This is a genomic window from Bacteroides sp. ZJ-18 (assembly GCF_011038705.2).
Classification (GTDB): Bacteria; Bacteroidota; Bacteroidia; order Bacteroidales; family Bacteroidaceae; genus Bacteroides; species Bacteroides hominis.
Map to the genome: position 1 here is coordinate 3,474,440 of NZ_CP072198.1, position 12,314 is coordinate 3,486,753.

Annotated in this window: 12 protein-coding genes; 8 read left to right on the plus strand and 4 right to left on the minus strand. The window is 48.3% G+C overall.

Annotated features, from left to right (window positions below; all coding sequences use genetic code 11):
* Positions 1 to 474 precede the first annotated feature (474 nt).
* The 8 genes from G7Y45_RS19975 to G7Y45_RS13980 all read left to right on the plus strand — a co-directional run bounded on the left by G7Y45_RS19975 (position 475) and on the right by G7Y45_RS13980 (position 7,674).
* Positions 475 to 738, plus strand: a complete 264-nt coding sequence (locus tag G7Y45_RS19975) for a hypothetical protein (RefSeq protein ID WP_241158968.1) — start codon at positions 475 to 477, stop codon at positions 736 to 738.
* Complete coding sequence (locus G7Y45_RS13950) at positions 735 to 1,265, plus strand: hypothetical protein (RefSeq protein ID WP_241158969.1); 531 nt, start codon at positions 735 to 737, stop codon at positions 1,263 to 1,265. The genes G7Y45_RS19975 and G7Y45_RS13950 overlap by 4 nt, the downstream gene beginning before the upstream one ends.
* A gap of 702 nt (positions 1,266 to 1,967) precedes the next feature.
* On the plus strand, positions 1,968 to 2,315 hold the full coding sequence (locus tag G7Y45_RS13955) for a hypothetical protein (RefSeq protein WP_005777955.1): 348 nt from the start codon (positions 1,968 to 1,970) through the stop codon (positions 2,313 to 2,315).
* On the plus strand, positions 2,312 to 2,509 hold the full coding sequence (locus G7Y45_RS19980; protein WP_241158970.1) for a type II toxin-antitoxin system RelE/ParE family toxin: 198 nt from the start codon (positions 2,312 to 2,314) through the stop codon (positions 2,507 to 2,509). Before G7Y45_RS13955 ends, G7Y45_RS19980 begins: the two co-directional genes overlap by 4 nt.
* Before the next feature lie 209 nt (positions 2,510 to 2,718).
* Entirely contained in the window at positions 2,719 to 4,167 is a 1,449-nt protein-coding gene (locus G7Y45_RS13965) for a TolC family protein (RefSeq protein WP_165015101.1), read from the plus strand.
* A gap of 15 nt (positions 4,168 to 4,182) precedes the next feature.
* Positions 4,183 to 5,181: an HlyD family secretion protein gene (locus G7Y45_RS13970; RefSeq protein WP_005806331.1), complete on the plus strand. Its 999-nt coding sequence runs from the start codon at positions 4,183 to 4,185 to the stop codon at positions 5,179 to 5,181.
* 146 nt (positions 5,182 to 5,327) lie between these two features.
* Entirely contained in the window at positions 5,328 to 6,500 is a 1,173-nt protein-coding gene (locus tag G7Y45_RS13975; protein WP_165015104.1) for an ABC transporter permease, read from the plus strand.
* Positions 6,484 to 7,674: an ABC transporter permease gene (locus tag G7Y45_RS13980; protein WP_032531012.1), complete on the plus strand. Its 1,191-nt coding sequence runs from the start codon at positions 6,484 to 6,486 to the stop codon at positions 7,672 to 7,674. Before G7Y45_RS13975 ends, G7Y45_RS13980 begins: the two co-directional genes overlap by 17 nt.
* On the opposite strand, the gene G7Y45_RS13985 is transcribed toward G7Y45_RS13980, so the two are convergent.
* The 4 genes from G7Y45_RS13985 to G7Y45_RS14000 all read right to left on the minus strand — a co-directional run bounded on the left by G7Y45_RS13985 (position 7,637) and on the right by G7Y45_RS14000 (position 12,290).
* The gene (locus G7Y45_RS13985; protein WP_165015274.1) at positions 7,637 to 9,541 is read right to left on the minus strand and encodes an ATP-binding protein; all 1,905 of its coding nucleotides are present in this window, start codon (positions 9,539 to 9,541) and stop codon (positions 7,637 to 7,639) included. The two genes, G7Y45_RS13980 and G7Y45_RS13985, sit on opposite strands and share 38 nt — an antisense overlap.
* A 36-nt stretch (positions 9,542 to 9,577) precedes the next feature.
* Entirely contained in the window at positions 9,578 to 10,150 is a 573-nt protein-coding gene (locus tag G7Y45_RS13990; RefSeq protein ID WP_032539259.1) for a cob(I)yrinic acid a,c-diamide adenosyltransferase, read from the minus strand.
* Positions 10,150 to 11,484, minus strand: a complete 1,335-nt coding sequence (locus G7Y45_RS13995) for a cobyrinate a,c-diamide synthase (RefSeq protein WP_165015107.1) — start codon at positions 11,482 to 11,484, stop codon at positions 10,150 to 10,152. Before G7Y45_RS13995 ends, G7Y45_RS13990 begins: the two co-directional genes overlap by 1 nt.
* 71 nt (positions 11,485 to 11,555) lie before the next feature.
* A complete protein-coding gene (locus G7Y45_RS14000) occupies positions 11,556 to 12,290 on the minus strand; it encodes a DUF6064 family protein (RefSeq protein ID WP_032531008.1) in 735 nt (244 codons plus the stop codon).
* Positions 12,291 to 12,314: the final 24 nt, after the last annotated feature.

The window sequence follows — 12,314 nt, forward strand, 5'->3', positions numbered from 1 at the left end:
GATAAGTATCATTAGTTATCAACAGATTAAGTTTGCTCTATGGAACTCTGTGTTACTCTGGGGTGAATAATGACACATCCCCAATCCATGCAGAGTGCTTCCATGCGGAAGTCATAACAGTCTCAACTTTCTTGTCACATTCTTTGCTATTCCCACAAGATTCTTTATCTTTGTCACTTGAAAGCCGAAGAGAAATGCGGCATATTGAAACGTTTTTTGCGGAAAGAAAAGTACCAAATTTAATTAATGCATAAAAACAAGAACTTCAATAAATCAGTTTCATACGTGCGACGTAGGGTCGGGCGTGTGAACATATTTATGAAGTTCTAGGTATTGGTACTACCTCTTTCCGCGTAAATATGAACTCAGCGCCCGACTTCTTATATATATAAGGTATACATAAGGATGTGGACGTTCATAATAATCAGAAAGGTATGAACAGACCAATCAAAGAAGTAACAAGGAGGGGCAGGCATGGCTAACTGGATAACCCTCAAACAACTGTCGGAGAAACGCGGTATTGCCGAATCCGACCTCCGCACATGGGCAAACTTGGGATATATCGCTTCATCGAGGATAGAGAACGTCCTAATGATTGATGACGAAAGCCTGACCCAATATCTTGATGTTCACCAGATCAAAGATTTAGGTGAGAATTATCTGGAAAAGATCATCAAAGAAAAGGAACTGGAACGTAAGTACTCCTCTCACAATGTGACGACGAACTATTTCTATTGAAAACCCAGAAACTACACCAACCACTTTTCCATATCCTCATTCAGGAACTCGGTCAGTTGATTACGGACGATCACGAACGGGAAATATTCCTTTCCGTCTCCAGTGGCGAACCCATCGCACGGGTGGCGAAACGTAACAAAATGACGTATGCACGAGTGGCGACTAACTATAGTTCCATCCTCCGGACTCTGGGCGAACATAAGGGGCGAATCGCCACATTTCGCAGTCGGACGATGGAACTGATGTTCGATAAATGCAATACGGTCACACCCGTAAATACTCCCCTATCAAACCTTGTCGGCGCGCATGCCTATAATGTTTTATATGGAGAGATGGGATTCAGGACAGTACGCGACCTTCTGCAATACACCACCCAGAACGGATGGCAAAGCCTGAGACGCTTCAAGGGCATGGGACTGGTTACGTATAAGAGTGTGATGAACGCACTAAGGGATGCCAACTTCATCATTGTCCGCAAAGACGGAAACATCGAGCTGTCACCAGAGATCGCTGCGCTGGTAATATAAAAAAGATAGAACCGAGTATCCCGAAGGGAATTGAGCCAGACACAAAGTACCCTTTTATCAAAATGATAATCCAAACGCTTTAGATTCGCTTTTTCCCGTACAAAGTACCAAGGATGGGCAAAAATCGCCGTATTTTCGCATCAAGAGAATACCGTTAGAAACAAATACATCCATTACGAGAACAAAAGGATACCTATTTTGCATTATCGTTTAACAACAGAAACAAAAACCAATAAAATATCATATTTTTATCAATCATCAATCTATCATTCTACGAAAGCAACCAGAGAAATAGGACCACTGTTTTCACTCCCAAACAAGAACAATATATGTAATGGAAGAAAACATATAGAGATATTGGGCAAAACTCTTATTCATTTTTGAAAAACGCAACCGTCTTTCGGAGCAAATGCTTACTTCTTTTAGTCGAAATGCCGGCTCTTCAAGGTGAAAACGCCGGCTCTTCCTCCTCCCAAGCCCGGCTTTCCGGGCGAAGAAGCGGAAAGTTCCGGGACATTCTCTCCTATATGGGCAAGAAGATGAAAAGGGATAGTTAGCGGAAAAGGCCATTATCCGCCTTTTTGATTCCGAAAACGTTTTATAGACATCAATTAGGCAAATGAAATTAATTCTGAACGGAACCTTATTCGCTATCAATTAATTTATTATCTTTGTATTCATACTAAAAAAACAAGACGCATTATGAAGGAGTCTAAAAAATACAAGCAACAAGAAGAGGAAACAACCAAAGTATCCGAACCGGTAGTAGCTTACAATAGTATGGCTTATCTTGAATTGGAAGCAGAGAAAGCAGAATTGATCCGGACTATTGCCAATATAGACAGTAAAGAAATCATCGACAAAGTGAAGCAGAAACTTCACGATGTGCTCGGTTTGAGAGAGAAAACTGCTGTTAAGAAAGCAGCTCCCTGCCAGCTCACAGAAGATGAAATTAAAGAAGAAATAGAACAAGCAATAGATGAAATACAACAAGGACAAATCATCAGCAGCCAAGAAATGCACACTACTTTTAAACACTATCTATTATGATGAAGATAGCATGGACAATTCAAGCACAAAGAAGGGTTATTGAAATTTTAGAATACAGCCAACAAGAGTTTGGTAACAAAGCAACCGATCGCCTGGCAAGAACCATTGAACAAAAAACATTGCAACTAATCAATACCCCATTCCGAGGACCTGTAGAACTGATACTTGCCAAAGAGAAAAAGATTAGCTGCTGATACTTACTCGTAAATCCTTATAAAATTATATATTATGTAGATGAAAAGGAAGAAAGCATATACATCGTAACTTTGTTCCATACTCACCAACATCCTTCAAAGTTGGACAAAGAAGTCGAATTATAAAGACGGCATTCCCTTACATTTTCTGAACAAACCTCCCCCCTCGTCTGTTACAAGGACTCATAAACCTAAACCGTAACAGACGTATGGAAAAAAAGAAAATACCAGTCGCGCTGATGATAGCGGCAGGAATACTCTTATACAGCAACACCGTTCTGGCGCAAAGCCTCCCTCCCACGCGGGAAACTTCGCAGCAGCAACTCAGCTTTGATGAAGCGTTGCAACTGCTGCACAAGGGCAACCAAAGCCTCAAGATAGCCGACAAAGGTATCGACATAGCCCGTGCCGAACGGGGAAAGCTCAATGCCTTCTGGATGCCCAGCCTGCAATCGACCGGTGTCTTTGTGCACCTTTCCGAAAAGATCGAAGTGAAACAACCCCTTTCCCAGTTCACCGATCCGGCCAAAGACTTTGTACATACCATCCTGCCGGATGATAAGATCATATCGTCCATACTTGACCAGATTGGTACGAACACACTTATTTTCCCGTTGGCGCCGCGTAACCTGACCACTGTAGACCTCACCGCCGAATGGGTACTCTTTGCCGGGGGCAAACGTATTCATGCCACCAAGATAGGTAACACAATGATAGACCTCGCCCGTGAAAACCGGGCACAGGTAGACGCCACGCAGCGCACGCTGCTTGCCGAAAGCTATTACGGCCTGCGCCTGGCGCAGGAAGTCGTCAGTGTCCGCCGGGAATCGTACCAGGCACTGAAGCTCCATTACGAGAATGCGTTAAAGCTGGAGGCCACCGGCATGATAGACAAGGCGGCACGCCTCTTTGCCCAAGTCAACATGGACGAGGCACTGCGCGAGCTGGAAGCCGCCCGCAAGGAAGAGGCCGTGGTGCAACGTACGCTGAAAACCCTGCTCAATCTGGAAACAAGCGGAGACATCACACCTTCCTCTCCCCTGTTTATCAACGATACCCTACCTCCCAAGATGGAGTTTTTGCAGGTGGTAGGCATCAGCAACTACCTGCTCAACCAACTGAACCTTCAGGAACACATGGCCAAGCAACAGGTCCGGATAGACCAGAGCGGCTATCTGCCCAATATCGCCCTCTTCGGTAAGCAGACGCTTTACTCTCATGGCATACAAAGCAATCTGCTGCCTCGCACCATGGTCGGCATAGGTTTCACCTGGAACCTTTTCGACGGACTGGAACGGGAGAAGCGGATCCGACAATCGCGCCTGACCCAACAGACTCTCGCATTGGGGCAGGAGAAAGCACGTGACGATCTTTCCGTCGGAGTGGACAAACTGTACACCGGTCTGCAAAAGGCGCTCGACAACGTGCGGGCACTGAACACTACCATCGAGTTGAGCGAAGAATTGGTGCGGATGCGGAAAAAAGCCTTCGCCGAGGGAATGGCAACTTCAACAGAAGTAGTAGACGCAGAAACTCTGCTATCGAAAACAAAGGTGGCCAGACTGGCAGCCTACTACGAGTATGACGTAACCCTGATGAATCTGCTGGCACTCTGCGGCATACCGGAACAATACTCGAACCTGCAAAATAATCAATAAAACAATAATAAAGAGATGGAGAAGTCAGAATCTAAAAAAGGCAGAACCTTAAGCATCGCCTTCATCGCCGTACTTGTGGCAGTAGCCTTGTTCACAGCCATCGGAATGATTGCCATGCGCCGCCAGCCCCTGATCCTGCAAGGTCAGGCCGAAGCAACCGAAATCCGTATCAGCGGCAAACTGCCGGGACGCATCGACACCTTCCTGGTGGACGAAGGCGAGTGGGTGAAACAGGGTGATACGCTGGTGGTCATCAACAGTCCCACCGTAGAGGCGAAATACCGCCAGGTGGACGCATTAAAGCAAGTGGCTGTAGAGCAAAACAAGAAGATAGATGCCGGAACCCGCCGGCAAATCATAGCTACGGCGCAGCAACTGTGGAACAAAACCCAGAGTGACCTGGCACTGGCACGGACAACGTATAACCGCATCCTCACCTTATACAAGGACAGCGTGGTCACTTCTCAACGCAAGGACGAGGTAGAAGCCATGTATAAAGCGGCTCAGGCAGCCGAGCGTGCGGCCTACGAACAATACCAGATGGCAGTGGACGGGGCGCAGAGTGAAGATAAAGCTTCGGCCCGCTCCATGGTAAACGCGGCCAACAGCACGGTCGATGAAGTTTCATCACTGCTGGTGGATGCCCGCCTGATTGCGCCGGAAGACGGGCAGATAGCAACGATCTTCCCCAAACGGGGCGAACTTGTGGCACCGGGCACTCCGATCATGAATCTCGTAGTGATGGACGACGTGCATGTCGTTCTCAATGTAAGGGAGGACCTGATGCCAAACTTCCGCATGGGAGGTACATTCATTGGAGACGTGCCGGCCCTCGCCGAAAAGGGAATCGAGTTTAAAATCTACTATATCAGTCCGCTGGGGAGTTTTGCCACCTGGAAGTCGACCAAACAAACAGGAAGCTACGACTTACGGACTTTCGAGATCCACGCCCGCCCTACCCGGAAAGTGGAAGGGTTGCGTCCGGGGATGTCGGTATTGGTGGAAATCAAATAGAGAATAAAAATGAATACGATTCACCACAGAGGACACAGAGGGCACAGAGTTTAAATTTTCTGTTTATAGAATATCAAAGAGAAAAATATATTTTCTCTGTGCCCTCTGTGTCCTCTGTGGTGAATCAAACTCAAAAACCAATCATTATGCAACAATCCCCTATCACCCGTGTCGTACAACGTGAGTGGCGACGGATGACCTCACGGCGCCTTTACTTCGGCGTCTGCCTGGTGCTTCCGCTATTCACGCTTTTCTTCATGGCTACCATATTCGGCAACGGACAGATGGAGAACATCCCCATCGGCATTGTCGACCAGGACAATACGGCCACCTCGAGGGATATTACCCGGCGGATGTCTGCCGTACCCACCTTCCGGGTGGTTCGTCACTTCGTCGACGAAGCCGAAGCACGCAAAGCGGTACAGCAGAAAGAAATATATGGTTACCTTTCCATTCCTCCACACTTTGAGCAAGATATGATATCGGGACAGGACGCTACGCTGAATTATTATTATCACTATGCACTGCTCTCGGTGGGAGGCGAGCTGATGGCCGCCTTCGAAAGCTCGCTTGCTCCCGTAGCCCTCTCACCTATCGTGATGAAGGCCGTGGCGCTGGGCGTAAACGAACAGCAGATAGAAACCTTCCTACTCCCCGTACAAGCCAACAATCACCCGATTTACAATCCATCGCTGGACTACTCGGTCTACTTGAGCCAGCCCTTCTTTTTCGTACTCTTCCAGGTGCTGGTACTGCTTATCACGGTATATGCCGTGGGGAGCGAGATCAAGTTCCGTACGGCCGGCGAATGGTTACAGGCGGCCGGGGGTGACATCACGATAGCCGTTATCGGCAAGTTGCTGCCTTATACACTTATTTTCAGCCTGATCGGCATACTGGGCAACTTTGTCATGTTCGGCATCCTGCACATACCTTTTCAAGGGAGCTGGTTGCTACTCAATGGAATGACGGTACTTTTCATTATCGCCACCCAGGCACTGGCTCTGTTCATCTTCTCCCTGTTTCCTGCCGTGGCAATCATCATCAGTATCGTATCCATGGTCGGATCGCTGGGGGCTACCTTGTCCGGCGTCACCTTCCCGGTACTCAACATGTATCCGTTGGTGCGAGACGCCTCTTATCTGTTCCCCGTGCGCCATTACACCGAGATTACACAAACCATGCTCTACTATGGTGGCGGATTCATCCACCTATGGCCTTCGGCAGTGATACTTTGTATCTTCCCGCTATTGGCATTGGCGATGCTCCCCCACCTCAGACGAGCCATAATCAGTCGTAAATATGAAAATATCCGGTAAACTATCGCAGATTTCCTTCATCATCACACGTGAATTCCGTGCCATCAGCACCAGTTATGCCGTACTGTTGGTGCTGATGGGAGGTATCTTTGTTTATGGGCTGCTCTATAATTATATGTATGCTCCCAACATCGTGACCGACGCTCCCGTAGCAGTTGTCGACAACTCGCACAGCAGCCTTAGCCGCCAATACATCCGTTGGCTGGACGCCACGCCGCAAGTAGCCGTCTATGCACAGGCAATGGACTACCGGGAAGCCCGCGAATGGATGAAAGAAGGCAAAGTGCAAGGCATTCTGTATATTCCGCATGATTTCGAAACCCGCGTCTTTCAAGGACGGGAAGCAGTGTTCTCGCTATACGCCACCACAGATGCCTTTCTCTATTTCGAGGCGTTGCAGGAAGCCACTTCACGTGTATACCTTGCCCTCAATGATGCCCACCGCATGGATGGTGCCGTATTCCTTCCTCCGCAGGGACTGCTTGCCGTAATGATGGCTAAACCTGTCAACATAGCAGGCACGGCACTCTATAACCACACCGAAGGGTATGGCTCCTATCTGATTCCGGCTGTCATGATGGTCATTATCTTTCAGACATTGCTGATGGTCATCGGTATGCTGACGGGCGACGAATATCAGCACCGTGCCACAGAGCCGTTACTTCCGGCATTCAGGACGACCGGTAAAAACGGGCTTTGGGGAGCGGCAACGCGCCTTGTGGCGGGAAAAACATTTGTATATTGCGGGCTTTATGCGATCTTTTCCATGTTCCTGCTCGGGCTGTTACCCCACTTCTTCAGTATCCCAAACATTGGGAACGGACTGTACATCACCGCCATGATGGTGCCTTACCTGATGGCAACCTCTTTCTTCGGGTTGGCCGCCTCGCGTTTCTTCACCGATTCGGAAGCCCCACTGCTGATGATCGCTTTCTTCTCGGTGGGACTGATTTTCCTGTCGGGAGTCTCCTATCCGTTGGAGCTGATGCCGTGGTATTGGCGTATGATGCACTACATCATCCCGGCCGCACCCGCTACTCTCGCCTTCGTCAAGCTGAACTCGATGGGGGCCGATATGGCAGACATACAACCGGAATACATTACCTTATGGATACAGGTTGTTGTTTATTTCGGACTTAGCGTGTGGGTATACAAGAAGAAACTGGAAGCGTAAACCAGAAGCGCGAGCCCTTCCCCAATTCGGAAGTGACGCCGATACGTCCGCCCATCTTTTCGATAATGCTCTTGCACAAAGGAAGGCCGAGGCCCGTACCCTGTACGAAACTGTCTACTTTCATAAAGCGGTCGAAAACTGCCGTCTGATTCTCAGCAGAGATACCGATGCCGGTATCTTCTACAAACATTTCAAGCTGCCGGGCGGCATCGATCTGGTAACCGATGGTGATAGTGCCCCGGTGCGTAAACTTAATCGCATTGCTCACGAAATTGGTAATCACCTGGTTCAAGTATCCGCTGTCGGCGTTGAACCAGGCATCGAGCGGTGAGTCTTCATCGATCCGTAACTCTACTCCTTCGGGTACTCTATCCTTCATCTTCTGTAGCATCATGGCACAGAACTGATAAAGATAAACAGGCTTCGGCACATACTCAAACGAACCTGCATCGATCTTAGAAAGGTCGATGATATCGGAGAACAGTTGCAGGAGCAATACGTTGTTTTTCTGTATGGTCTGGCGGAACTCTTCCTGCTCCGCCGGATCGTCCACTGTCATCAGAAGGTCGGAAAAACCGACAATGGCATTAAGCGGCGTACGTATTTCATGGCTGATATTTGCCAGAAAAGCGGACTTCAACCGGTTGGACTCTTCCGCTTTATCGCGGGCCGCCCTGAGCTCTGCCTCTGTTTCTTTCTGGACCGTTATGTCATAGTTCACCTCTACTAATTCCAGTCTCGGATCGGGCGACTGGTAGGCAGTCACCATGGAAGATTTATGTATCCAGTTCCATTCGTCCGAATCCTTTGCCCGACGGATACGCAGATCACCGTCAAAGAAACGTTCCGTACCCGCTTTGGCCTTTTCATAGAAATCGAGTACCAACTTCCGGTCATCGGGGTGCATGTACGAAAACACACCGATAATATCCGTCAGCGGCGTGTCATGGCTTTCACCCAGATTCCTGTACCACTGGCGGATGGCGTATCCGGTGTGATCCAGCAGATTGATTTTCGCATATCCCACCTTGGAATAGTCGGAAATAATAGAGAAGAAGTTCTCAAAGTCATGCACTTTGCTCAGTGCATTATTGCGTTCGGTATTATCTATATTCATCAGCAGATAGTTCGACAGATTCCCTTCCGCATCATAGAGCATCAGGCTCCGCACATCAAGATCGGCCATCCCCTTCCGTTCCGACCGGAAGAGTCTGCGTTCTTCGTCGAAGTTATAATGCAAATGAAAACTGCCGGGACAGCCGGCTTGAAGGCTTTCAAGCATATCCTGAGTCACATTGGGGCTCTCAAACAGGCTCAGGCCGATGATCCGGTTCTTGTCTGTTACTCCGAATATCTCGAGATTCCGGTTATTGCAGTCCAGCAACACGCCCTCCTTATTATATAGCTCGAGACCGACCGGAATGTTGTTGAATATATCGCGAAACAACTTATCGCTACGTTGGCTCCATACGCACTGATAACCTTCTGTCTCCGGGTTTTCTATCCGTTGGCTATACCCGATAGCAATCAGCTGTCCTTCTTCATTTTCCTCTTCCATGCTCAGTGCGCAGTGCATCCAGAAGATGTTACCGTGGTTGGAAGATACGGGAAAGGTCTGTTCGAATACTCCTTTTTGGGGAATGGACATGAATTCGTCCGTGATGCGTTTACGATAGTCCCGGCGTACGGTGGACATTAATTCGTCTATGCTCAACAATTCACTGCTGACTTCCAGCGCCTTAAGCAGGGTTTCCGCAATAAGGCATTGTCCTGTGTTAAAGTTCACTTCCCACCATCCGATTTGTGCATCGGCACAAATCTTATTCAGTTTGGCTACATTGTCCAAAGGAGTTTTGCTAATCATTATGTTTGCTTTGTTTTGACAGAATTTGGGATAGGCCCCTTATTTTTTCTTTGTCTTATATGCGAACGACTGCCAGCGCTCTTCCGGCCAGTCCTGTTGTTGCATGTCATAGCGTGCCATAACAAAAAACAGGTCGGACAAGCGGTTGATAAAGCTCAGGATTTCTTCCGGGACGGCATCTTGCCGGTTCAAAGTCCAAAGACGGCGTTCTGCTCTTCGGGCAACTGTGCGGGCAAACTGCAATTGGGCAGAAACCGGTGTGCCTCCGGGCAGCAGGAAGTAACCATTCTCTTTCAGCTCGGCCGTCATCGCATCCATTTCCTGCTCACAGAAGGTTGCCAGATGAGGTGATAGACTGTTCGGGTTCTTGTCGCGAATGGCCGACGGAGTCGCTACATGACTCATAACCACCATCAACTCCCGCTGGAGGGTATGCAGCAACCTTTGCCAGTCATGTGTTTGCGGAAGCAATGAACGGATGATGCCGATCACCGCATTCAATTCATCGATGGTTCCGTTTGCTTCAATCCGGATATCGTCTTTTTCTACCCGTTCTCCACCATGAATACCGGTTGTTCCCCGGTCGCCGGTCCGTGTATAGATTCGTTTCATTATTCAAATAATTTAAGTAAATCAATCTCTCCCCAGTATAGATGCGTGTAACTGGCTATCACGTTTTTGTATCGGAACACAGGTGTACCGACAGGTATTCCCTTGGCATTGTATACCTGAGTGACAGACTCCGGCAGTTCTTCCGTCTTCGGTTCGAATTGCGTATAGTGGAACTCGTGGCCGCGAAGATGCTGTCCGTTATAATCGAAAGACCGATACCCCAACGTCAAACGCCTATCAGCTTTACGGCTTGAAATATAGAAAGGAAATACCCCTGTTTGCGGTCCGGTCGCAATCCCCGGATGTTCCGGCCGGTCGAAGAGAATACCTTTAGAAAGGTAAATCATCCCTCCGCATTCGGCAAGCACGCGCCCGCCCGCCTCTACATAGTTACGGACAGACTGCATTCTTCGCCAAGCCCGACTCAGCCGGGTATGACATTTCTCCGGATAGCCTCCGGGAAGATAGAGCAGATCGGTTCCTTTCGGCAACGGACGATTGTGTTCAGGATTGAAAAAGGTAACGGTTCCCAAACGGCGAAGTATATCCAGATGTTCCTGATAGATGAAAGAAAAAGACTCTGCACTGCATGCCACGGATATTTTTAAATCTCCTTGTCGGAAAGTATCCGGAGTAGAAGGTATGGGGGCAGGAAGCGTTGTCTCTTCAAGCAGGCGGGTATAGTCGATGTGTGTTTCCATTAAGGCGGTCAACTCCTCAAGTGCATCCGTCCCTCCCGAACGGCTGAAGTCCAGCCCCAAGTAACGGGATTCCTGCACCAGATTCTCCCGCTTAGGCAAATATCCTAAACAGGAAATACCCAATTCGCTACATACTTCCTGTAGCATTTCGTAATGACGGGGAGACCCTACACGGTTAAAGATAACTCCCGCTATTCTTATCTCAGGACGGAAATGAAGGAAACCCGAAAGCAGAGGAGCCATCGAGTAGGCCGCCGACTTGGCATCGACTACCAATACGACGGGTAAATTCAGCAAGCGGGCTATTTCGGCCGAAGAACCCCGGTCACGGTCATATCCGTCATACATGCCCATCATCCCCTCCACAATACAGGCATCGGCCCCTGTGGCATAGCGGGCATAAAGTTCCCCCACATGCTCTGCCGAAGCCATAAAGGTATCCAGGTTAATGGAAGGACGCCCGCAAACTGCCGTATGATATTTGGTATCGATATAGTCGGGCCCGCACTTGAAAGGTTGTACTTTCAACCCTTTCTTTATCAATAGTGCCATTAATCCGCGACTGACCGTTGTCTTTCCGCTGCCCGAAGAAGGGGCTGCTATCAGAAACTGAGAAATCATCCTACACTCCATATTGTCAGTTTTTATCCTGCAAAGATACGGATATTTCTCTCTAAGGGTATACCTTTGTCTGTAAAAATGCGCTATGGCTGCTGGGTCGGCACCAGTTCCAGAAACATGGTCGTGGTCAGTAAAATCCCGATAGATACGCAGACAAGAATAAGTAACCAATTAATATATTTTGCTTTAGGCTTGGTATCGGCATGCAGATTGTTGAGGAAATACTCCCGGAAAAAGAGGTATAATGCGGGAATCGTTGCACTGGCCAGCAGAAAATCTTCCGGAATATTAAAGAAGTAAGTTTTCGACAAACCGATAAGAGACCAATGGCACAGGAACAATACCAGAAACATATTCACTTTGCGCGAGAATAACAGAAGCAGACCGATGGTAAAAACGGTTACCGAGCAAGGCATCACCGGCGATGTAATGCCGGGAAAAGCAAGTCCCCTTGCGACAGACACCAAAGGATATACGAATGGCAAAGCCAACAGCACGTACGAAAGCATATCGTATTTATGCGTACGCTCAAAAGTGGTATATCCGGTGATGGCATCCCACACCCATATCGTAGCCATAACAATCCAAAACATAGCCAATGCCCCGTTATAGCTGCGCTCGTCACAACAGATGGCATAGTATGCGATGGCAATCCACAAATACAGAAAAACCATATACAGTTTCATGCCCATCTTCACCCATGGACGGGGATTCTTTATTAGCATCACTGTCAGCAGCAAGCCGGCAACAATGATCAACAACTGATAGATCCAGGTAGCAGAATTATAATACGCAATAGTTTTCCAGAATATCTCCATAAAATATAGATTCTTATTAAACAG